Raw genomic sequence first — 22,834 nt, forward strand, 5'->3', positions numbered from 1 at the left:
AACTGTAAAAATTGCTCATTTTTTAAAAAAAGCATGACGTTTATTGTTTTTTAGGATTATATTGAAATACCAATTAAACTCAAACCAATTCACAATGAAACCTAAATCCCTTCTATTCTTATTATTTGTTCTGTTTCCATTTTTTTTAAAGGCTCAAAGCAACTTCAAACCCGGTTATGTAATTACTATTAACGGCCAAACTATCAAAGGTTTTGTTAATGAAAAAGAGTGGGATACCAACCCGGCAAGTATCAATTTTAAAACTTCATTAAATACTGCTGAAATAAAAAACTATACAGCCAATGATATTAATTATTTTGAGGTGAGCAACTCGGTAGCCTACAAGCGTTATAGCGGTTTTGTCAGTACTGATGAAACAAATCCTGCACGACTGCCAACCGGCCGGGATTCAAGCCAAAGACAGGATATCATATTTTTAAAACTACAGCAAAACGGCCCCAATATTTCTCTTTACTCCTATAACGATGCCATTAAAATGCGGTATTTTATAGCAGATAATAAAGCGGAGAAAACTGTTGAACTGATATTCAGGCAATATTTTATTCCGGAACTGGGTACGGCTACACACAGCGAAAATGTATATGTATCACAATTATATGACCTCGCTACAAAATATAACCCGGGTTCGGACGAATTGAAGCAATTGATTGAAAACTCGCGTTATAATATGTTTGATTTAAAGAAGATTTCGGAAAAGATCAATAACCTTATTGTTGATAACACTCACTATGGCACATCAACATCCATTGATTTTTTTATTGGCGCAGGTGCTGATGCCACATCCTATAGTTTTTCGGGCAACGGCCCTTTTTATGAAAACATACCCAATAAAACATCTGTTGCCCCCTTTATAACTGCCGGCTTTAACTTTTACCCCGATGCATCTGTAGGCAGGTTCGTATTAAGAGGGGAAGTTTTATATACATCAAGCTCATACGAAACCCAGGTTGACCTTTACTATGCACAGCCCGAAAAGCCTAAGGCCACATACCGGCTTAAACAACACGAAATAGGTCTTAGTCCGCAGGTTTTATACTATGTGTACAATACAAATGGGGTTAAAGTTTATATCGGGGGCGGTGTTATGGTTAATTTAACCAGTTATAGCGACAACGCTACAACCAATAATGCCGACCCCTCACAGAAATTGGTAAACGTGCTTATCCTGGATAAACGATGGCTGTCATACCCGGTTAAAGCAGGTTTGATTTTGAATAAAAAGCTGGAGATTGCATTATCATATACTTTTCCTTCATCAATAACAGGCATAGGTGCAACCTCGGTTAGTAATTATTCCCTTAAAGTGAGCAGTATCAAGGGTGGTTTAAGCTATCATTTTTAACAGGTTAAACAATAACAATATTAATCTATGATTAAAATACATATTAATCTGTAAAGGCACAGCATATTAAACATTAAGCTATATTATTTATACTCAGACCTTTATTTATTTCAACAAAAAAATCTAAAAATAATACAACCCGAACAGCTTATTTAACGTTTAATTAATAAAAAGGGGCGTTCCGTATCTCACCCCGGAACGCCCTGCAGTTATCTGATGATAACATCAACTAAATCTCAGATCATCATGTTTTTGATCTGAACTCACCATCTTTCTCAGGGATGGGAAGGTTTTTAATATTTTATGAACCTTGCCGTTCTTTAAAACGGTGGCGGTCCGCCAGGGCCGCCACCCGGAGGGGGACCACCCGGCCCGCCACGTTCATTGGTTGGCCTTTTGCCTGCAAATTTCTGGAGCTTAAGTGTAAAGGTTAACAGGTAATAACGGCCCAAACGGTTACTGTTAGTTTGGGTTACATAGCTGCCGTTTTGAGTAGTTGTATACCCGGTATTTTCATTAAACACATCCATTACCGAAAAACGTATGGTACCTGCGTTGCCTTTTAAAAAACGGCGCTCTACATAAGTATTCAATATATTAGGGTTGGTTGCACCAGTATAGCCATAATAAATCATTTTTGAATAATCATAGCTCACTGTCCAGTCTTTAAAATAGCTTTTGCCGTTAACACCCAGGTTAAGGGTCTGGAAGTTGTTGTTAACGTTTGCCTGTTTAATGGAATTACTTGAGGTATTAATACTGTAAGTAGTACTTGCTTCGGCATCAATAACATCAGTAATGCTCACCCTAAAGCGCGCGCCTTGAGATAACACCAAATTTTTGGCTATATTTTTCTCGGTTGTCATGTTATAGGTAACAGAATCGACATTGCTTATATATGAGACGTTGTTATTGTACGAAATGTTACCGATCATGAACAAATTATATTTTCTTTTTTCCCAGGGCTTAGCAAACACGTAAAATCCCTGTGCCGAGTAATAGCCGTCGGCATTCAAATACTGGGTTAAAATACTCCCTGCCAGCTTACTGTTGGGTGCATAATTTTTAGGGTAAGTAATGGTATTGGCAACTATTTTATTATCAGTTTTAATGAACGACAGGTTGCTGAAAAACACATTACCGCTTGCAAAATCGAACTTGTTGTATTTTAACGACAGCGTGTTATTAAACTCCGGCTTCAGATCGGGGTTACCCTGTACCGGGTACGATGCATTACTGAAATCAGTAACCGGCTGCAGCTCCGTATACGTAGGCTGGTTACTGCTGCCGTTGTAGTTTAAACTAAGTGATTGACTGCGCGAAAAATTGTAAATGAACCTTGCGGTTGGCGCCCAGTTAAAGGTATTGTTATTGGTTTTAAAAGGCAGTGCATCAACAACCGATGATCCGCGTAAAATTGTTGGCTGTGCAACTATACCTAAAGTGTAATTATATTTCTTTTCAATAAAGCGATAGTTAAGCCCGAAACGGTTGGTAATAAAGGTTGAAGCATAGTTATTGCTCAACAAATCATATCTGTTTGTTGCACCATCATTGGCCAAAGTATCCGTTGCTTTATCGGCCGTGGTATAAGCATAATGATACGCATAGTTCAGCTCCAGGTAGCCTTTTTTGCTGATGGGTTCCATGTATGATACGGTAGTCCCCACGCTGTCGGTACGGCTGTCGGTATTGATAAATTGGTTAAGCGGAGCGTTCCTGGCGCCATCAATATAAGTATAAACAGGGTTTTGATATTTGTTGATACTGTAGCTGCCTGCTCCCACATTTACGCTAAAGTTGCGCCCCAGGCTACTAAAACGGTGATTGAACAATACATTAACGCCATAATTTGGCTCGGTTGATTTACTCAGGGTGTTGAAAGTATAGTTTGATAACGTTTGCGCATTCCTGACCAGCAAACTGCTCCCATCGGCTGTAGTATTGTTACTGGCGTAAGCATATGTCGGGGTAATCTTTACATAATTCACTGTATCGGGTTTGTATTCGATATTGAAATTAACGCGATGGTTCAGCTTTTCGCTCTGCTGGTTATTAGTTTGCGTATTGGTACTGGAATTAGTTGACGAAAGGTTGTTTTGAATAGTACTGCTGATGGTGTTCACCGAATTATCGGCAAAGCTGTAGCTGCCGTAAGCTGTTACTTTTTTACCCCAGCTATCGCGATAATTAAAGCCGAACGAGCGGGCAGTAGTGATCCCGTTTGATGAACTGCTGTTTGAACCCGGTGGCCCACCCGGGCCGCCACCCCTTGGGCCACCGGCGCCAAAAGTGAACAGGTTGGTATTGGTATTGTTAACGTTACCCAAAAAGGCCAGCTGCCTGTCGCCGTTAAAGCTAAACACATTGGCCGATGCTACATACCTTGTACCCTCCTTATCGCTTGATACACCGGGAATGGCGTCACGCCCGCCGCCTGCGCTGGCCTGGCCAAAGTAACCATAGTTTTTATTTTGTTTAATGGTAATGTTCAGTACTTTTTCGGGTTCGCCGGTTTTTATTTTGGTGAGATTGGCTTGATCGCCGTAATCATCAATAACCTGGATACTTTGTACAATATCGGCGGGCAGGTTTTGGGTAGCCGTTTTAACATCGCCTCCAAAAAAATCTTTACCGTTAACCCTTACTTTGGTTACACTTTTACCCTGGGCAGTAATATTGCCGTCCTTATCAACATCCATGCCCGGCAGTTTTTTAATCACATCTTCAACCGGGGCGTTGTCACGCACCTTATAGGCATCGGCATTAAATTCAATGGTATCCTCTTTAAGCTTTACCGGGTTTACATCGGCAATAACAACAGTTTTAAGCATCGTAGTTTCTATTTTCAGGATAACGGGCGGCAAATTGGCCGGCTTATTATCATTAGCCAGCACAAACCTGCGCCTGAGCGGCTGATAACCTATTGAGCTAAACACCAGGCTAAACTGGCTCACTTTTACATTGTTAAAGGTAAAACCGCCATCGGCACCGGTAACAACTGTGATACTATCGGTACCGGTAAGCATTTTTACACTGGTACCGGCAATCAGGTACCCGGTCGAGTCTTTTACAATGCCTTTAACCGTACGACCGGTTTCGGCATTTACGTTAAATGGTATTGCAAGTGCTATGGCAATTATTACTAAGGAGTATAGGATTTTCATTTTATGCTGATTAACAGCAACAAAACAATAGCATTATTTTTAGTGTAAAAAACACAATAGACCGGCATTGTTAATATATAGACGGGATGCCCATTTTTACCTATAAAGATGGGGTATTGACCGTTATAAGGTTAATGTATCGCTTTAAAGAGCAGATCAAAGCCCTCATCGGTATTTTTTGCCTCTCCGGCGATTATGGTTGCCCCAAAGCTTTACTGATTTGTATTATTGCTGAATTATATATGTAAATTTATCTTCCGGCATACGGATATAAACAAGTTCAATGAGCCTTAAATCAAAAAGTAATACCATAACCATACTTATCCATTTATTGATATGGATAGTTTTTGGCTTGCTGCTGTTTTTTTACCAGCCACTCACCTGGAATGTGGAGTTTCCCTACCAGTTTTGGGTTAAGCAGGCAATTACGTTTTTCCTGCTTGTTGCTGCCTACTATTTTAACAACCGTGTGCTTGTTCCGCGCTTTTTACTGCATGACCGCACTGCCATGTACTTAATTACCGTGGTGGCCGTGGTGATTGTTTTTTTAATGCTTAACCAATGGGCCGATAAAGCGCTTCATATGCATGAACACATGGATGCTATATTTCACAAAGAACACCGCCCGCCCAAACAAAAAGGCCGCGGTGGCTGGGATATTTTCGGAACAATTATTATAGCATTAGTTTTGGGCATTGGTACCAGTATTACCGCCATACAAAAATGGCAAGCCGATATCAGGCTGCGTGCCGCCCTTGAACAGGACAAAATCAGTTCAGAGCTCTCATTCCTGAAAGCCCAGATCAACCCGCACTTCTTTTTCAATACACTTAATAACATATATGCGCTTACCCATGTTGATGCCGAAACATCGCGCAAGGCATTGCACCAGCTATCGCGCATGATGCGATATGTGTTGTATGATACACAGCACGGTACGGCATTATTAAGTCAGGAGATAGCTTTTATTAAAGATTATATCAGCCTTATGGAGTTGCGGCTTACCGACAAAGTAACCGTTACATTTACCCCGCCCGAACAGCCTAACGACGTAACCGTTGCCCCCATGCTTTTTTTACCCTTTGTAGAAAATGCCTTTAAACACGGCATCAGCGCTACGGAAGCAAGCACTATCCTGATCGCTGTAAATCAGCATGACGATTTACTGGAGCTAAGGGTTGAGAACGGCATCTATAAAGATCATAACCCAAACATTGGCGAAAACAAAGGCATCGGCCTCACCAACACCATTCGCAGGCTTGATTTGCTTTATGCTGGTAAATACAAACTGGATATTAACGAAGATACTGCTGCAAATACCTATACCGTTCATTTAACCCTTACCCTGTCATGATAATTAACTGTATAGCTGTTGATGATGAACCGCTGGCGCTGGGGTTGGTTTGCGCTTTTATTGAGCAAACACCGTTCCTGAAACTATCCGGCAGGTACAGCAGTGCTGTTGAGGCATTGGTAGGCTTACAGGATCAAAAAGTTGATCTTATTTTCCTGGATATCCAGATGCCTAACCTTAACGGCATGGAGCTGGCCCGCGTGCTTGACAGCCGCGGGGCCAATAAACCCCGTATTATTTTTACCACAGCATACAACCAGTTTGCCATTGAAGGCTACCGGGTTGATGCTTTGGACTACCTGCTTAAACCTTTTAATTATGAAGAGTTTTTGCATGCGTCAAACAAAGCATTAAGTTATTTTGAACTGGTAACCCGTTCAAATAACCCGGCAACTGTAGTTGCCGCCGAACCTGTTGAGGAAGAGGAATACCTGTTTTTAAAGATAGAATACCAATTGGTACGGATAGCCCTTAATGACATTCTTTACATTGAAGGCTTGAAGGATTATGTGAAGATCTACCTGCAGGATAAAGAAAAGCCACTGTTATCCCTCACCAGCTTAAAGGCTTTGGAAGAAAAATTGCCTTCCAAGCGGTTTATGCGCGTGCACCGCTCGTTCATCGTATCGCTCAATAAAATCAATTCCATTACCCGTAATGCATTGCAGATAGGCAAAGTGAACATTACCGTTGGTGATCAGTATAAGGAAGCCTTTGGAGCTTTTTTGAGTAAGTGGAACTGAACCGGGATTAAACGGATTTTTCTGATTTCGGGATTTTTGAATGCTGCCAGAAGATTAACTTAGACATTCGATATTTTTCCCTGCGATCGTGTCCTCACGATCGCATTCAGGACAAGCCTCCCTTCAAATCACAAAGCGATTCGTGAGGACACGAATCGGGGAATCCAATAATCCCCCAAATCCCGGTTCTGACAAAATTCCGGTTCAGACAAACAAAACCCACCTAATCCAGGTTCACTTTATTGCAATTTTTCACCTCATTTTTACATCATTGAATAATATTCCCTACTTTTAAATTATGCAAAAGGTAAGTGAACTACAGGTAAGCGTATCAGACTTAAAAGCTTTTGAAGCTTTGGCCCATATACCCGATGATCAGCTGCAATGGCTGATTGATAAAAGCGAGATTTTAACATTTGAAGATGGTGAGTACCTGATGGAGCCAGGACAGGACTTGTCAGGCCCTCATTTTATATTGGAAGGTAACATGCGCTTTTTCATGATGCAGCAGGGATCACGCCGTGATTATACACTGGTTGAAAAAGGAAGCATCACCGGCTATATGCCTTATTCCCGCGGCCTTATAGCCAAAGGTTATGCCCAGGCTGTTGGCGAGTTAATACTGCTGAGCTACCCTACGGCCGAGATCATGGAGATGATCCAAAACCATTTTGAGCTTACCCAGGCACTGGTTCACATCATGACCACCCGCGTCCGTGATTTTACAGCCATGCAGCAGCAAAACGATAAAATGATGGCTTTGGGTAAGCTATCGGCAGGCTTGGCGCATGAGCTTAATAACCCGGCTTCGGCTATTGTACGCGATTCATTGTCATTGCGCAAACATTTGCGCATGGTACCTTCCCATCTCAAAGACATGTTTGCCATAAGGGCTACCGACGAACAAGTTGACGGTTTAACCGACGAGCTTTTTCAGATCCTGAATAAAAAAGAGTGCTATACCCGCCTCACCCTAAAACAGCGCACCCAGCTTGAAGATGAAATTACCGAATGGCTGGATGATAACGATGTTGAAAACAGCTATGATATTGCCGAAAGCTTTGTTGATTTCAGCTTTACTACTGATAACCTGGAGGCCTTAAAAAGCCACATCCCCCCACATGCTACTTCTATAATCCTGAACTGGCTTAGCGCCAAACTCATGGGCGAAAAGATGATTGAGGACATTCAGGAATCGGCGCGCCGTATAGCTGAGCTGGTGAGCTCTGTTAAAACATTTACCCATATGGACCGTGCGCAGGATAAACAGTATGCCGATATTCACATCGGCATCCGCAATACAATTACTATGCTGGGTTACAAGATCAGGAAAGAGAACATCACCGTTATTGAGGAGTTTGATGATACCCTGCCCGAAGTGAAAGCGCTTATCGGCGAACTTAACCAGGTGTGGACCAACCTGGTTGATAATGCCCTTGATGCCATGGAGATAAACGAAAAAGGCACGCTGATCATCCGTACTAAAAAAGATAACGATTTTGTTGAAGTAACCATTATTGATGATGGCCCAGGTATCCCTGAAGATAACATCAGCCAGATTTACGATCCTTTTTTTACTACTAAAGAAATGGGCAAAGGTACCGGTATGGGCCTTGAAGTGGTGCATCGCATAGTGAAGCAGCACCGCGGTTCGATAAAGGTAAAATCAAAACCCGGGCATACCGAGTTTATCGTTTGCTTCCCGATAAATGGATAGCAAAAACTGATTTTACCAAAAATATTAGTTAATTTGCCTGCATATTTACCCCTATGAGCCGTCCGATAATATTTTCCATAGATGATGATCCGCAGGTATTGCGGTCAATAAGCCGCGATTTAAAAACGCAGTATGGCAAAGAATATAAGATCCTAAGCACAACATCGGCAAATGAGGCATATGAAACCCTTATTGAACTAAAAAACAGTTCGGAAGTAGTTGCCTTATTTTTGTGTGATCAGCGCATGCCCGAAATGGAAGGCGTTAAATTTTTGGAAAAAGCGAAAAAAGTATTCCCCGAAGCTAAACGGGTATTGCTTACTGCCTATTCCGATACTGATGCTGCCATTAAAGCCATTAACGATGTGCAGCTTGATTATTACCTGATGAAGCCCTGGAACCCACCCGAGGAAAAGCTTTACCCGGTAATAAACGATTTGCTCGACGACTGGCACAGCCATTACATCCCCGAATTTGTGGGCATGAAGCTGGTGGGTTACCAGTTTTCGCCGCAATCACACCTGATAAAAGATTTTTTAGCCGGTAACCTGATCCCTTACCGTTGGTTTGACATCGAAAAAAATATCGATTCGGCCAATTTACTTACTATCAATAACCGTACAACCGAAGATTTGCCAATGGTGATATTTGAGGATGGCAGTTGTTTAACAAAACCCAGCATAAGGGATATTGCCGATAAAATGGGCAAAAACCCTACTCAGCTTACCGACGTTTACGATGTAGTGATCATAGGTGCCGGCCCTGCAGGATTAGCGGCTGCTGTGTATGGTTCGTCTGAAGGATTAAAAACTTTACTGATAGAGCGCAAGGCTCCGGGCGGGCAGGCCGGTACCAGTTCGCGTATTGAAAATTACCTGGGTTTCCCGGCAGGTTTAAGTGGTGCCGATCTTACCCGCCGCGCTATAAGCCAGGCCATGCGTTTGGGTGCAGAGTTTTTATCGCCGCAGTCGGTTAGTGATATCAAACAAAAGGATGGTTACAAAACTATTATTTTGGATGACGGGCCCGAGATCATCAGCCGTACAGTAGTGATTACTACCGGCGTTGATTACCGTAAGCTGGAAGTTAAAGGCGTTGATAACTTTACCGGTGCAGGTATTTACTATGGCGCTGCCACTACCGAAGCTTCGGCATGTACAGGTAAAGAGGTGTTTGTGATTGGCGGGGGCAACTCGGCCGGGCAGGCAGCTATGTACCTTTCTAAATTTGCAAAAAATGTGCATATCATTATCCGCAGGGATGATTTGACGGCTACCATGTCGGCCTATCTTATTACCCAAATAGGCGATACGCCTAATATAAAGGTAATGCCAAATACCGAGGTGATTGAGGCCGAAGGAACTAATTGCCTTGAAAAACTTACGATACAAAACTGCAAAACCAAGGAAACCGAGGTTAAAACAGCTAACGCGTTATATATATTCATTGGGGCCAAACCTTATACCGACTGGATAAAGCTGGATATCATCAAAAACAATAAAGACTTTATTGAAACCGGCCGCGAGCTGCGCAGCTATGAAAATTTTGGCAAAGTTTGGAAGCTTAAACGTGACCCTTTCTTGTTAGAAACCAGCTGTCCGGGCATTTTTGCCGCCGGCGATGTGCGTGCTGGAGCTATGAACCGCGTGGCATCTGCCGTAGGCGAAGGTTCAATGGCTATAAGTTTTGTACATAAATACCTGGCCGAAGTTTAAATAATCATACCAACCTATGGAAGAAACCTGCGCCCACATTGAAGCTATTGAAAACATAACTGAGCCGAAGGATTACGTTTGCGAAGAATGCATAAAAATTCATAGCCCATGGATGCACCTGCGTACCTGCCAGACATGCGGCGTTACACTTTGCTGCGATAGTTCGCCCAATACACATATGACCAAACATTTTCAGGCTACCGGTCACCCGGTGGTTATATCTGCCGAACCAGGTGAGCGCTGGTTATGGTGCTATGTGGATGAAGCCGTTAAAGGATATTAATTTAAGTCGGAAGTCTTAAGTTTGAGTCATAAGTCAAACTTAAGACCTCCGATTTCTCTTATAGAAATTAATGGCAGCCTAATCTCTGGTCTCCAATCTCTAACCTCTCCTCAACAACTATCCTTTAAAGGACAATACCTTATCTAAGGACCAGGGCCCGGAGCCTAATATGGTAAATAGTATAAGCAATGCCAGGGCTGTAACCGATGGCCATAGCATGGCATTGATAGGTTCCTGGAAAATACCTGTTAAAAATACAGCGCCAACCAATATCGGGATCTGGATAATGCAGCCCAGGCGGGTTAGGATACCCATAGCTATCAATATGCCGCCAACCATATGGGCAAATGCCACATAATACACCAGTATCATCAGCATATCAGGCGATACATCAATAACATTCTGATCGATAATGATGCCGCGCAGGTATGAGGTATTTTCCATAAAGGTGATACCCTTCACCAACAAAAACACGCCAAGAACTATACGCACAATATCCAAAACTTTAGGGTGATGAGTATCGCCCCAGTGTTCAATTTTATGAACCAGATTCATAAAGCCCTCCTTTTAGTTTAATAATTGGTTATCAGCAGCCCGGGGTAAACCTGAGAGATTGAACGATCGGGATGCTATTACTAAATTTAGTAACAAATTTGTTATAAAACAAGTTTTAGAGGAAGGAAAAAATTGGTGGCTAACCTGCTAAAAAAACGTCATTGCGAGCGCAGCGTGGCAACCGCACGGAAGCATAGCCGCCCTGTATAGCATGCGATTGCCACGTCGCTCCCCAGGCTCGTTCCCGGCGCCGCTCCTCGCAATGACATATTTTAATTTTTTTCTAATCAAAACCCATGTCATTGCGAGCGCAGCGCGGCAATCGCACATAGGCAGAGCCGCCCTGTATAGCATGCGATTGCCGCGTCGCCCCAAAGCTCACCCCCGGCTCGCTCCTCGCAATGACATATTTTTATCAATTTGCAACGAGAGTTTAAATAGAAGCCTACAGATCATATTCCGCCAGCCATCCCCGCAACTTAGTCAAATCCTTTTTTAAGGCAGCCGAAAAATCATCTCTGCTTATAGTTAGCTTCCGTGTTCCATCCTCTGCCCCACCCAATGGATATTCGCAGTGCAGGCTCATAGGGCCATTGATATTGTATTGTTTAAGCAAACTAAAGTATTTTTTAAAATCCACCATCCCCTCCCCCAACGGTACGCTTTTCACCTGCCATTTGTCGCCCTTCTTTTCCCAGTAAAAATCCTTTACGTTGATAGTTTTGGAATAGGCTTTTAACAGGTCAAGCGTAACAGGCCAGGTATCGGCACCTTCAGTAGTAGCATGCCTTACATCGTACTGGCAACCGATATAATTAGGATCAAGCCCTTCAAGACCCAGCCACAAATCCCATTGTGAGGCGCCGAACAGATCGCCGGAGTGGTTTTGATAACCGCCGTGCATCCCGTACTTTTTGTTGAGGGCGGCAAGGCCGGCCAGTTGCTTATTGATAACCTTAATATTTGCCGGCACACTGACGGCTTTATCATAATTAAACCAGGCAGTACGGTAATATTTTATACCAAGCGCCGATGCTGCTTTCAGGATTGGTTCGGCATCCTTTTCGTCGGCGGTTTTGATATTGGTTACAATGCTATAAACCTTGAGCCCGGCTTTTTCAATGGATTCAACCGCTTTAGGCAGATCATCGGCAACGCGTTCGGGCAGCACGTGACCATCGGGCCTTACGGTAAGGTCGATACCATCAAAACCAAGCTGTGCCGTTAAAGCTGCCATATCGGTATAATTAAGCCAGTGCATATGCTTGGAAAATATGCTCACCTTTATTTTCCCACCCGGGGATGGATTGTCTGCAGGATCATCGGGATATGAGGTTGATTGCTTAGCCAAAGCGCTCAAACCAAAAGGTAAACCGGCGGCAGCCAACGCGGCCGAGGCGATAAATTTTTTGCGGCTGATATTTTCCATAAGGTGTTAAAATTGGTAATGCAATATGCCATTTTTCGCTGTTATTATTTCCTGATTTTTACTCACCTTTATCCAAACCTATTTATCATGATACTATTCTGGTACAGTGTGATACTGTTTGTAACAACCCTGGCGCTTAACTTTTACCTGCTTATCGGATTCAAACAAATTAAACAGGTAAGCCGGCAGCCTTTAGTAGATAATCTCCCGCCCCTTGCCATTATTATAGCCGTGCGCAACGAGGAGGAAGACCTTGAAAAAGCCCTGCAAAGTGTTTGCCATATCAACTACACCAATCACCGGATCATTGTTGTTAACGACCGCTCAACCGACCGCACTGCCGAAATATTACAGAATTTCAGCTTACGCTATCCGCAGATCCGGGTAACCACAATAACTACTTTGCCTGATGGATGGCTTGGTAAAAACAACGCACTTTACCAGGGTTACCTAAGCAGCACGGAACAATGGATGCTTTTTGCCGATGCCGATATCGTTTTTCATCCCGATGCCATCAACAAAGCTGTTGGCTATGCGGTTAAGCAGCAGCTTGATCATTTAACCATGTTGCCGGAGCTGATATCCCGGTCGGCTATTTTAAACAGTGTATTTGCTACCTTAAGCATTATGCTCATGACTTCCATGAAGCCCTGGGAAGCTAAAAATCCCAAATCAAAAGCGTCATCGGGCATTGGGGCATTCAATTTAGTCAGGCGTACGGCTTATGAAAAAATCGGGACTCATGCACGCATAAAACTGCGCCCGGATGATGACTTGCAACTCGGTCAACTGATAAAAAAGGAAGGCTTACGACAGGATGTTTTAGCCGGCAAAGGTTACGTTTGCCTGGAATGGTATAAAAACCTGGGCGAACTGGGGCGCGGCGTTCAGAAAAACTCGTTTGCTGTTGCCAAATATAGCCTGGTACAAGTCATTATCAATGTGTTAAATATGTTACTAACAGTGGCCTTACCTATGCCTTTGATGTTCATTTTCGGCAATACTGCTATCCGGATCATGGCCACTGTTATGCTGATATTTCATATGATTTATATGGAAATAGTGCCGCCAAATAAATGGTGGTATGCATTTATGATCCCTTTTTCGGGGTTCTTTTTGGCCTGGCATTTTTTAAAGGCCTCGGTAACAACGGTTGTAAAGGGCGGTATTTACTGGCGGGAAAGTTTTTATTCGTTGAAGATGCTGAAGGGGGAGGAATAATAAGATTTCTATTTTTCGCATTAGTGATAGTAGCGGATACCGGCCAATGTCATTAAGTTAAGGAGTTGACAGGTTGCACCAGAGGTGCAAAAGGTTTGTAGAAATAAGGTGGTTGAGTTTTTAGTGTGCCAGAGGTACACAACTCCGGTGTTCCGTACCTCTGGCACGGTTATTTCCGGTATATATGCTGCTACAAACCTGTTCCCCCTCTGGGGGATTTCCCTTAAATAATGACATGGGATACCGGCCTTGTGGTTAATGCCTCGTGTATAAGCGGATAGTACGGGCCGAAGGCAATGCCCATAATCTTAACCGAAATTAAACGAATTAAAAAATTTATGGAATTTGCTTAGCATTCGGTTAATTCCTGAATTCAAAAAATTCAGGTTCAGACAAAATCCCATCCTCAATCAAACCCTAAATATTCCTTCTGGTGCACCTCTACCGAGCCGGAGATATTATCGTGATTAAGGAATATAACGATATGGAAAAAATCGTTATCGAAGAGATAGATATCGTTTTTAATATCGGCCCCCTGCAGCTTCATGATCAGGCCCATGTGCTTTGCCTGGCCAATTAAATTAATAATGTGCTGCGATGTGGAAGTGGTATAGGTAACAGTGCGCAATACAGCCCCGCTGCTAAGTTTGCTGCCAACACCTATTACAACGGTTTCTTCCTTCTTATCCGGCCCTACCCGGTTCAGGTGCTCAATGCTGTTGCCATCAACATCCTGGATATACTGGCGCTTGAATTTTTTACCAAGGGTGAGATAGTTATGAGCTTCGGCGTTTGAAAGGTTGGAGATATTTGCCAGATCATTAATGGTTACGCTTTGGGCAAACACCGTTGCACCGCAAAACAACAATAAGGCAATTAACAGGGTTCTCTTCATTTTTTAACTTACCAAATATACTTTTTACTATTTAAAATAATCACCGGGATGATAGGTGCGCTGCGCATGTTTTAAAACATCCTTTTTATAAAACAACACATCCTTAAATTTACCATCAATAATGCCCTGCTCCTGATCGGTAAAATTTTTTGATGCAGAATCAAAAGAGCTACCGCCGTTTACGATGCTTTTAGCCTTTAACCGTGTACCAAATTCCACAACAGCGATAAAACTATTGCCCGAATATCCATAGCGCTTATTAGTGTTCATGGTGCGGCTTTGGAACGATGGCAGCTGTCCGAAGCCCGATCCGGTTAAACCTACGGGGATACTGGGTTTATTATCATCAAAGGTAATGCCATCATCGGGGCGCTGGTAACGGTTCATATCACCCCACTCCACTTTCCAGGTACCGAAACGGCCTTGCAAGTTTTTAAGCACATCATTTAACCAGGCCAACTGCTGCGCCGGGCTTACGGTTTTAACCAGTGTTTGAAAACGCCGGGTAATAAAGGTACTTTCCTGATCGGTTTGAGGTGGCGGCAGGGCCTTCATCATCAATGTGCCCCACTCAATGGCAAGCGAACTGGCTACAGAGTGAACGGCTGTGTTCCTGTCCCATTGCTGCAGGATCTTTATTGGTTCGGCCAGTGATTGTTTAACCGAATCGGGAGCGGCATCATAAGCTTTAAACAGCGAAGGCAGCAGATCATCAAAAGCGGCAAGATAATGATCATACCCTTTGGCGATCAGGTCATCAAGCGTAAGGCTTTTTGCATCTTTCAGGATCCTGATAGCGGTTATGGCCCGGTAGTTTTCACCATCCGGGGCCATATAAACAGGATATTTGTCTTTATCCGGACTTGATACGCCCGAAGCTGTATATGGCGTTGAGTTACAATTCTGGATCCAGCCGGTGGCGGGATTTGTATTGGTGATAATCTCGCTGAGTTGATGAACACCCTGCCATTCGGTGGCCGATGTGCTGCCATCAACCGGCAAACTCCAGTCATATTTGGGGTTGCGCTTGGGGATATAGTTACCATACCAGAAAATGGTGTTTCCCTTATCATCGGCATAAACAGTGCTGTTTGTAGCATTTGAAACCATGTTCATGGCCTTTTTATATTCGGCAAGGTTATTGGCCTTGGTTATCAGCCATGATTCAACCAGGGCATTGTATGAGCGATTGTTGGCTTTAAGCGCCAGCCATTTACCATCCCTTGCACCAAGCACCGGGCCATGATGAGTATAATAACCCGTTATAGAACGCTGTTCAACCTGATCGCCTTTTTTTATGTTGAATGATAATTTGCGGGTAGTAACCGGCCGTAGTTTACCATCATATTCGTAATACCATTTGCCATCCTTTTTACTCACCTTTTCGGCATACAGATCGGCCACATCGGCATAGGCGCTGGTATGCATCCAGCCGCAATGCTGGTTAAAGCCCTGATAAATGAAAAACTGCCCCCAGGTAACCGCGCCGTAAGCGTTAAGGCCCTCGTTGCTTACCAGCTCAACCTCACTACGGAAATAAAACGGCACATGCGGGTTGATATACAGCAAAGCATGGCCCGATGCCGATTTGGAGGGAGCTATAGCAAAACCATTTGAGCCTGTTTCGCGCTCATTCACCATATCATAAATATTTTTTTCGGGCTGGCTGGTTACCATACCCAGCTTTTCGGGACTGGTGCTGTAAAAATCCCGGGTTTCGCTTAGCTTAAGGCTTCCTGTTTCGGTAGCGGCAACACTGCCATCGGTAAACATCAACGCATACCATGGCTCAAAATGTTTAAATACCCGTGGCTTTACTTCGGGATGCTTGTACAGGTAATAGTTGATGCCGTCGGCAAAAGCATCTAAAAGCTTCCGGAACCAGGGCGCACTGGTTTTGTAATCCTTAATAGCATCGGCGCTATCAGCAATCAACTGCAGTTGCACATCGGTATATAAATTAGTTTCGCCATCAACCTCGGCCTGCTTGCCTAACTGGTAAAGGTAATTGCGTTCAATGCCTTTAAAGTTATCTTCGCATTGGGTATACATCAGCCCAAAAACAACCGCTGCATCCGTTTTACCATAAATGTGCGGAACTCCCCAATTATCACGAATAATGGTTACCGACTTTGCTAATATTTCCTCCCGTTTTATTTCCTTCTGATTAATTTTATGAGCAAAAACCAAAGCAGGAAGAAATATTAAAGTGATAACTAAATTAACTTTCATAGTAACAGTAATTTTACCACGTAAATTATCCATATAAATGTGAAGTAAACGAGGCTTTTTAAAGATTTTGAGGTAAATTTGGAGATTAATTCATAATAATTACATCGCATCGCCGTTTTTATTCAAATATTTACAATCGGCTTTTTTGAGGTAATTATTTGCTGTACTGCTAAAACCGTATAGTTAACAGTTAATAAATTCAATACCGGTTCCTATTCCGGTATCCGAATATAAAGAGCTTGGGTATGCATTTAATATGATATCTGAGATTTAGTTGATTCAATATCATTTGAGACGTGATATTGTGTGCGTTCCGGGGTGAGATACGGAACGCATTTTTTTTGTTGGTTCAGTGGTTCATTTGTTCAGTGGTTCATTAGTCTTGGCATGGTGATGATTTGCATTACCGTCATCAACTATAATTCACAAACTATTCACCAATGAACCAGTGAACAAATGAACTAATGAACCCACTTATCCCTGTACCAGGCCATGGCCAGTAACACCATGCGGTTGTAGGTTTCAAGACCCTGGGGCTGGTTATTGGCTTTCAGGAAGTTATCGTAAAAAACACTGCTGATGGCGCTCAGCTTGTTTTCGTAGGCCAGCCAATAGTTTCGTTCGGTGATATAATCGCTGCGTACATCTTTACTGATCAGTGCCTTAAGTTCCTTATGGGCAACAGTATCACGGGCACCAAGCGAATGCATGAACTCCTGCACGGCAAGGTGGTAGGCCGAATAGCGCAATAGCCTGTCGTGCGATTTTACGGCGATGACAAAGCCTGCAAAATCAGCTTCGTCTTCGGCCCCGTATCCCATCTGGTGCGAAATTTCGTGACAAACCACAAAAGGCCGGTTAAAAACGGGCATCTGGTAATTTACCTGCGCTTCGGAAGTAAAGGGATTATAATAGCCCGATGTGCCTATGTAGTTTAACAAAGGGGTCAATATAGAAGGCTTTATATCAGGACTGTAAGCCTTGAAGTTGGCAGAATCTTTACCAAGCGTGCCGATGGCGTGGCGGGCTGTATTGTAAATATGCGAATTACTTTGAGCAAGATCTGCAGGTGTGAGGCGTGCACGGGTAATGTTGGCGCTATCAATCAGGATCCGGGTTACAGCTTTAAGATCGGCAGTGGTAAAAGCCGTATCCCTGAGCCCAAGCCGCTCGGAGGCCGGCAGCCTGAAATAGTTCATCCCCCACAAAAGATAAAATGCCACAATGCCTGCCTGTACGCCTATAACCAACCCTAAAAAAAGCCTGCCAGCTATTTGAAACTGCTTTTTAAACAACAGGGCAATTAACCTGATTACGGCATAAATCAAATAAATAACCACGGCTATATATAAAATATCGCCAACACTAAACGGAAATATATTTAAAACGGAATGGAAAACCCGGCAAATGATAATGTAAAAACCATTGGCATAGTAACGTTCAACAGCAGCGGGATGATCAGCAAACAACATTAGCAAAAAAATAGCCAATGCCATTAATATTATTGCGATGATCCTTTTTAGTACAGGTTTTTTATTGGTTTGGCGGCGCATTATATGGGGTAAATATAGCGCTTTAAAGGCAGGTTAAAAAAAGAATGCTTTAGCATACTAAAAACCTTTTTATGCAAAAGGCCCCCTGACAGGAGGCCTTCAAAATTGTGAAAAACAAGGTTACTGAATATCTTTATTTTACAGAAACAGGTACCACTATCTTATCCCAGAACATGCAAAAGCTTTTTGCATCAACTGTATAAGCCAGCCTTTCATGCATTGGTGCTGCCTTTGTTTTTACGTCTACACGCAGGGCATCTTTTGATTCATCGTATTTAAACGCGCCCCATTGTTTAGCCACTTTGTTAAAAATAACTGTCCAGGTACCGTTTTCATTTGGGATCAGGAAAAAGCCATAAGTACCTGCTGCCAGTGGTTTACCTTCAACTTTAATATCTTTTGTTGTTGTAAAAGTTGTGGCTTCGTTAGCACCTGCACGCCATACTTTACCGTAAGCTTCAAGTCCGCCCCAAATTTTACGGCCTTTAACCGATGGGCTGCCATAGTTAATAGTAATGGTTGAACCTGCAGCTTTACCACTTACGCTATCGCGAGGGCTTGCTGGTTTGTCCTGGGCAAAAGTTAAGCTTGATACCAATAAGGCAAAAGCAAACAGGAACGCTGCCTTAAGCTGAAATGATTTTTTCATAAGATTTCTCATAATTATTTAAGTATAAAGATAGATTGAAATTTGGTTTAAAAACAACTATTCGTTTAAATACCTGCAACAGGTGATTTTAACATATAAAACACTGAAAAATAAACAACTGGTGTTTAAACTATTTGAATTTTATATTGTCTGATTAATTGAAAGATCATATTGCAGTTAGGAATAGACCGGAGGGGTTCATAGCCCAAAGGTTAAACAATTGTTGTGGTTTTTTTACCCTGCCTAACCATGGCAGGGTTTTTTATGCACCAACATTACTGCACCTTATAAGTAAATACGCTGCGGCCTATATTACCGGCCTCATCAATACCTTCTATCACCAAACGGTAAGTCCCCTTGCTATCTGCATTAAAAAAATCAAACGAAGCGTTACCATCTTTATCAGTCATTACATCAGGGTTCCAGTATATGGTACTCCTGGTATCGGGCTTATTGCCTGTTTGTTGAAAACCTTCATAAACAGGCGAATAAAAGGTACGCGCTTTATAAAAACCATTGGCAGTAAAAGATAACAAGCCCGGCGACATTGATTTATTTATAGCAACACTACCTGCATTTTTACGCATTTTAAGTATCATTACCCCGTTTGCCCCCCTTACCCCATATATAGCTGCATCCGTATTTTTGAGGATACTTACACTTTCAATATCAGCAGCGCTGTAATTATCAATGCTTGTACCTTCTGGTAAGGCGGTATCATCAACTATGATCAGCATCGGCCCGCCCTGCATCGCCGGATCCACTTTATCGGTAAGGTATGGTATACCGTCTCTTAAAATAACACCGTTTAAGCGCCCCTGTAACCCGTTAGCCAACGAGCCCTGATTATCTTTCAGATTTTCCTTACCCAAAACTTCGGTATTGAGTTTGCCGTCATTAACTCTTCTGTCGTTAATAATTACTTCTTTTAATACCCTACCGTTTACATCGGCCATATACACCGGCTGTTCTGCTGTTTTATCATAACCTCTGTTATTTAAATCCTTTACCGGGCCTGTAAAATCACCTGGTTTAATAGTTGTTAATGCCGGTGCCGGATAAACAGATATGCTGGTGTTATTTTTCCCTTCGGCTGTTTTGGCCTGGATCACAAACCGGGTTTTATCTTCATAAACCAAATTCCTGAAAGTAAAGCTACCATCATGACCGGTAGTTTGAGTTAACAAAGGCCCGCCTGCCTGCGGCATCAGGGTAATTATACCACCATCAACAATTTTTCCATCTGCCGTTTTTACCAGTCCCGACAGATCGAAACCATTTTCGGAGCTATAAGCAAGTCCCGTCTTAGTATCGTTCAGTAATTGTTTCCATTCAAACCGGCGGTAGCCCTGGGTAAGCATCAATATATCCAGGTTGGAGCGGGTATCATTGGTAACATTAGCAAAATAATAGTTTGGCTGTTCAATTGCCCCTTTCAAATCAGAAGTTAACAACAGGTTTGATAATATGGTGCTCTCATCATCTTCGGTAATGGGTACCCTGCCGGCATCAACAATAGCTGCTGATAAATAACTTTTTGCAGCCTCCCCATTTTTGTTCCTGATATTGATGGAAATATGCACTTTTTCCCTTGCCGCGTAAACAAGTTTATTGCTGGTGGGCGTAATTGTTAACAAATCGGGGTTTTGGATAAATACCAGGCGCTCATTAAGCGGTTCGCCCTGCGACGAAAACAGGGTTACCTGGACTACCCCCGTTTTAAAATCTTTTTTGTTGAGATTTAAATCAAGCACCTGGTTGTCAAGCACCGCTTTTACCGACCTCACAGAACCGGCCGAATAAATAATTACCCCTATCTCTTTATTCTTATTTTTAAGGTAATAAGCTTTATTGGCATTTATTTCAATAGCAAGTTTATCGGGATTATCATTGTTAACCAGCAGCGTGATACCCTCGTTATCTGCCTTTGGTAAATCAACCGTTGCTTTGGTACCATCGGCATAGGTTAAATTGGCTTTATAGGTTTTGCCGGCTTCAGCAGTAATAAATATAAGGCCCATGCCCAGGTGTTTTGATTCAAATTTGGTTACCTCGGCATTAGTGTTATCAACAACAACACCTTTAACATTAAGCCCCAGCCCGTTTGTACCTACGGCTTTGAAGGCCAACCTGGTAGGTATGCCGTTCACAAAACTGCCACCTTCAGAAAAAAATTGGATATCGGCCTTACCCGTTTTAACCGCCAAAGGCTTGTTAGCTGTATAAACCCTTCCATTAATATTTATCTGCCTGTCAAAAAAGTTAACCTGCCCATTGTTCAGCATCCATTTGGTGTAGGCCCTGATCCGGTATGTACCTCCGGGTAATGTATTGGGAAGGCTAAAATCGCCCGTGGCCAAACCACCAACCAATTGCAGCGGTATGGTTTGCAGCAGCGAATCGGCAGGGTTAATAAGGTCAACATGCAACACACCACTTAACTTTGAAAGCTCATGCTGTTCGCCAAGGGTTACGTATGCTTTAAAATAAACGGTATCTCCTGCGTTATAGTGAGATTTATCAAAATGCAGGTAAGCTTTTTCAATTGCTTTATCTGCCGATAAGGTTTGCAGGCGGGATATTACACCATCTAAAGATGTAACAGGCGAAACCGGTTTATCATTTTGTGAAAAAACAGGCATGCAAAAGCACAATACGCATAACAGCGCTAAAGCTACTTTTTTCATAAGCGGGAATGATAACAGGTTAAAAACTGGTTATATAAAGGCGATTAAATATAAGTATTTATTTACAAATAAAATACTCATTTTAAATTAGTTATAACCATTCCATAACATCCTCAGCTGCTATTGCGTCAGCTCGGCATCCTGCTTCATTTCTTCCCAGTAAAGTGTTTCAAGGTAAATGCCGTTTTGAATAGCTACACGTGTGCGTACTTTATCTAATTCGGCCTTCACTTCTTCATTGCTGAGCCCACGGTTCAGCGAATGGTAATAAATGACATAACCAGTTTTACTGTTTACGCATTTATAATGTTTATCCCCGGCTTTCATAATTGGATTAACTAATATATACACAATACAGCAAGAGCCCGGTTTGTTTTAATTATACTTAAATGTTACACAATTTTCTTTATCCAACCACCATGTTTCTTTTTACTTTAAATCAGCAACTTACAACATCCACACTTCCATTTTATTACATTGGCTTAACCATTCTTAACATTAACTTAACAATTGGCATTGTATTAATGGTTACTTTTATCCGCTGAATAATTTATAGTGACATATTTTAAAAGATCCACTTAATATAACTACTGTAAATTCACGACTGATAAAACAGATCAATGAAGAGCACTAACTCAAAATCAATATTTCCAAACTCCAACCAGGTTTTTTACGATTTGTTCAACACTGCTGTAGCCAACGTCACTGAAATGGCCAGGCTGCTGAACGAAGCCGTTAATTCCCAAACGTCATATGAGCAAAAGTTTAATTTTGCCCATATTGACAAACTAAAATTCAAAAGCTACGAGATAACACACAGGGTATTTTCAGAATCGGGAAGGATGCTGATATCGCCGTTTAGCCGCAAGGATATGTGCGATCTGGCATCAGCAATTGACGATGTTGCAGATAGTATTACCATGGCTGCCCGCAGGATAAACCTATACAATGTACCTGCTATTACCAAACCAATAATAGATTTGGCTGCCCTGATCCTTAAAACCAGTACCGAGCTTGAAAAAGCCGTAATTGCGATGAATAACCTCAGCAAATCGGCCGAGATCTTCGAGCTTTGCAGCAACATCAAAAAACTCGAAGCGCAAGCTGATTCAGTTTATAACAAAGCATTTGCCGATCTTCTTGATAACGAGAAAGACCCGATAGAACTGATTAAATACACTGATGTTTTTGTAGCCATGGAAACCGCTACCGACAGCTGTGAAGATACAACCCTGATCATTGAAAGCATTTTGATCAAGAACGGGTAAGAG

General features: G+C 42.4%; 17 protein-coding genes. 8 read left to right on the top strand and 9 right to left on the bottom strand.

The window, feature by feature from the left end:
- Window positions 1–94: 94 nt before the first annotated feature.
- Window positions 95–1,363, top strand: coding sequence for a hypothetical protein (locus tag ACFFGT_RS03495; RefSeq protein ID WP_377021119.1), 1,269 nt, complete (start codon window positions 95–97; stop codon window positions 1,361–1,363).
- A gap of 320 nt (window positions 1,364–1,683) precedes the next feature.
- On the opposite strand, the gene ACFFGT_RS03500 is transcribed toward ACFFGT_RS03495, so the two are convergent.
- A complete protein-coding gene (locus tag ACFFGT_RS03500; RefSeq protein ID WP_377021120.1) occupies window positions 1,684–4,530 on the bottom strand; it encodes a TonB-dependent receptor in 2,847 nt (948 codons plus the stop codon).
- A 283-nt stretch (window positions 4,531–4,813) separates the two neighbouring features.
- Here ACFFGT_RS03500 and ACFFGT_RS03505 point away from each other — a divergent pair, with 283 nt between their 5' ends.
- From ACFFGT_RS03505 to ACFFGT_RS03525, 5 genes are all read left to right on the top strand, one after another.
- The gene (locus ACFFGT_RS03505) at window positions 4,814–5,884 is read left to right on the top strand and encodes a sensor histidine kinase (protein ID WP_377021121.1); all 1,071 of its coding nucleotides are present in this window, start codon (window positions 4,814–4,816) and stop codon (window positions 5,882–5,884) included.
- Complete coding sequence (locus ACFFGT_RS03510) at window positions 5,881–6,627, top strand: LytR/AlgR family response regulator transcription factor (RefSeq protein WP_377021122.1); 747 nt, start codon at window positions 5,881–5,883, stop codon at window positions 6,625–6,627. The genes ACFFGT_RS03505 and ACFFGT_RS03510 overlap by 4 nt, the downstream gene beginning before the upstream one ends.
- A gap of 298 nt (window positions 6,628–6,925) precedes the next feature.
- On the top strand, window positions 6,926–8,344 hold the full coding sequence (locus tag ACFFGT_RS03515) for an ATP-binding protein (protein WP_377021123.1): 1,419 nt from the start codon (window positions 6,926–6,928) through the stop codon (window positions 8,342–8,344).
- A 53-nt stretch (window positions 8,345–8,397) separates the two neighbouring features.
- A complete protein-coding gene (locus tag ACFFGT_RS03520; protein ID WP_377021124.1) occupies window positions 8,398–10,059 on the top strand; it encodes an FAD-dependent oxidoreductase in 1,662 nt (553 codons plus the stop codon).
- A 16-nt stretch (window positions 10,060–10,075) separates the two neighbouring features.
- Window positions 10,076–10,342: a UBP-type zinc finger domain-containing protein gene (locus ACFFGT_RS03525; protein ID WP_377021125.1), complete on the top strand. Its 267-nt coding sequence runs from the start codon at window positions 10,076–10,078 to the stop codon at window positions 10,340–10,342.
- A gap of 117 nt (window positions 10,343–10,459) precedes the next feature.
- Here the strand turns inward: ACFFGT_RS03525 and ACFFGT_RS03530 are convergent, their stop codons facing one another.
- Both ACFFGT_RS03530 and ACFFGT_RS03535 read right to left on the bottom strand, forming a co-directional pair.
- Window positions 10,460–10,897, bottom strand: coding sequence for a DoxX family protein (locus tag ACFFGT_RS03530; protein WP_377021126.1), 438 nt, complete (start codon window positions 10,895–10,897; stop codon window positions 10,460–10,462).
- Between the two features lie 445 nt (window positions 10,898–11,342).
- Window positions 11,343–12,326 (bottom strand): sugar phosphate isomerase/epimerase family protein, encoded by a 984-nt coding sequence (locus ACFFGT_RS03535; RefSeq protein ID WP_377021127.1) that lies wholly within the window; start codon window positions 12,324–12,326, stop codon window positions 11,343–11,345.
- 87 nt (window positions 12,327–12,413) lie between these two features.
- On the opposite strand from ACFFGT_RS03535, the gene ACFFGT_RS03540 reads away from it, so the two are divergent.
- Window positions 12,414–13,547 carry a glycosyltransferase family 2 protein gene (locus ACFFGT_RS03540; RefSeq protein ID WP_377021128.1) on the top strand — a complete coding sequence of 378 codons (1,134 nt, stop codon included), beginning with the start codon at window positions 12,414–12,416 and terminating at the stop codon, window positions 13,545–13,547.
- 406 nt (window positions 13,548–13,953) lie between these two features.
- On the opposite strand, the gene ACFFGT_RS03545 is transcribed toward ACFFGT_RS03540, so the two are convergent.
- The 6 genes from ACFFGT_RS03545 to ACFFGT_RS03570 form a co-directional block, all read right to left on the bottom strand.
- Entirely contained in the window at window positions 13,954–14,442 is a 489-nt protein-coding gene (locus tag ACFFGT_RS03545; protein ID WP_377021129.1) for a hypothetical protein, read from the bottom strand.
- Between the two features lie 27 nt (window positions 14,443–14,469).
- On the bottom strand, window positions 14,470–16,674 hold the full coding sequence (locus ACFFGT_RS03550; protein ID WP_377021130.1) for a penicillin acylase family protein: 2,205 nt from the start codon (window positions 16,672–16,674) through the stop codon (window positions 14,470–14,472).
- Window positions 16,675–17,135: 461 nt separating this feature from the next.
- Complete coding sequence (locus ACFFGT_RS03555) at window positions 17,136–18,170, bottom strand: DUF3810 domain-containing protein (protein ID WP_377021131.1); 1,035 nt, start codon at window positions 18,168–18,170, stop codon at window positions 17,136–17,138.
- Window positions 18,171–18,360: 190 nt separating this feature from the next.
- Window positions 18,361–18,876 carry a DUF2911 domain-containing protein gene (locus ACFFGT_RS03560; RefSeq protein ID WP_377021132.1) on the bottom strand — a complete coding sequence of 172 codons (516 nt, stop codon included), beginning with the start codon at window positions 18,874–18,876 and terminating at the stop codon, window positions 18,361–18,363.
- Window positions 18,877–19,151: 275 nt separating this feature from the next.
- Complete coding sequence (locus ACFFGT_RS03565; protein ID WP_377021133.1) at window positions 19,152–21,563, bottom strand: MG2 domain-containing protein; 2,412 nt, start codon at window positions 21,561–21,563, stop codon at window positions 19,152–19,154.
- Between the two features lie 120 nt (window positions 21,564–21,683).
- A complete protein-coding gene (locus ACFFGT_RS03570) occupies window positions 21,684–21,890 on the bottom strand; it encodes a hypothetical protein (protein WP_377021134.1) in 207 nt (68 codons plus the stop codon).
- Window positions 21,891–22,183: 293 nt separating this feature from the next.
- Between ACFFGT_RS03570 and ACFFGT_RS03575 the strand changes: the two genes are divergently transcribed.
- Window positions 22,184–22,831: a DUF47 domain-containing protein gene (locus ACFFGT_RS03575; protein ID WP_377021135.1), complete on the top strand. Its 648-nt coding sequence runs from the start codon at window positions 22,184–22,186 to the stop codon at window positions 22,829–22,831.
- Window positions 22,832–22,834 lie beyond the last annotated feature (3 nt).

The organism is Mucilaginibacter angelicae, assembly GCF_042434235.1.
GTDB lineage: Bacteria > Bacteroidota > Bacteroidia > Sphingobacteriales > Sphingobacteriaceae > Mucilaginibacter > Mucilaginibacter angelicae.

What these genes read in the sequence shown, in the direction of transcription:
- ACFFGT_RS03565 (WP_377021133.1), bottom strand. Translation starts at nt 21,563, where the DNA reads ATGAAAAAAGTAGCTTTAGCGCTGTTATGCGTATTGTGCTTTTGCATG.
- ACFFGT_RS03505 (WP_377021121.1), top strand. Translation starts at nt 4,814, where the DNA reads ATGAGCCTTAAATCAAAAAGTAATACCATAACCATACTTATCCATTTA.
- ACFFGT_RS03515 (WP_377021123.1), top strand. Translation starts at nt 6,926, where the DNA reads ATGCAAAAGGTAAGTGAACTACAGGTAAGCGTATCAGACTTAAAAGCT.
- ACFFGT_RS03500 (WP_377021120.1), bottom strand. Translation starts at nt 4,530, where the DNA reads ATGAAAATCCTATACTCCTTAGTAATAATTGCCATAGCACTTGCAATA.
- ACFFGT_RS03575 (WP_377021135.1), top strand. Translation starts at nt 22,184, where the DNA reads ATGAAGAGCACTAACTCAAAATCAATATTTCCAAACTCCAACCAGGTT.
- ACFFGT_RS03525 (WP_377021125.1), top strand. Translation starts at nt 10,076, where the DNA reads ATGGAAGAAACCTGCGCCCACATTGAAGCTATTGAAAACATAACTGAG.
- ACFFGT_RS03520 (WP_377021124.1), top strand. Translation starts at nt 8,398, where the DNA reads ATGAGCCGTCCGATAATATTTTCCATAGATGATGATCCGCAGGTATTG.
- ACFFGT_RS03510 (WP_377021122.1), top strand. Translation starts at nt 5,881, where the DNA reads ATGATAATTAACTGTATAGCTGTTGATGATGAACCGCTGGCGCTGGGG.
- ACFFGT_RS03560 (WP_377021132.1), bottom strand. Translation starts at nt 18,876, where the DNA reads ATGAAAAAATCATTTCAGCTTAAGGCAGCGTTCCTGTTTGCTTTTGCC.
- ACFFGT_RS03530 (WP_377021126.1), bottom strand. Translation starts at nt 10,897, where the DNA reads ATGAATCTGGTTCATAAAATTGAACACTGGGGCGATACTCATCACCCT.
- ACFFGT_RS03545 (WP_377021129.1), bottom strand. Translation starts at nt 14,442, where the DNA reads ATGAAGAGAACCCTGTTAATTGCCTTATTGTTGTTTTGCGGTGCAACG.
- ACFFGT_RS03550 (WP_377021130.1), bottom strand. Translation starts at nt 16,674, where the DNA reads ATGAAAGTTAATTTAGTTATCACTTTAATATTTCTTCCTGCTTTGGTT.
- ACFFGT_RS03535 (WP_377021127.1), bottom strand. Translation starts at nt 12,326, where the DNA reads ATGGAAAATATCAGCCGCAAAAAATTTATCGCCTCGGCCGCGTTGGCT.
- ACFFGT_RS03555 (WP_377021131.1), bottom strand. Translation starts at nt 18,170, where the DNA reads ATGGCATTGGCTATTTTTTTGCTAATGTTGTTTGCTGATCATCCCGCT.
- ACFFGT_RS03570 (WP_377021134.1), bottom strand. Translation starts at nt 21,890, where the DNA reads ATGAAAGCCGGGGATAAACATTATAAATGCGTAAACAGTAAAACTGGT.
- ACFFGT_RS03540 (WP_377021128.1), top strand. Translation starts at nt 12,414, where the DNA reads ATGATACTATTCTGGTACAGTGTGATACTGTTTGTAACAACCCTGGCG.
- ACFFGT_RS03495 (WP_377021119.1), top strand. Translation starts at nt 95, where the DNA reads ATGAAACCTAAATCCCTTCTATTCTTATTATTTGTTCTGTTTCCATTT.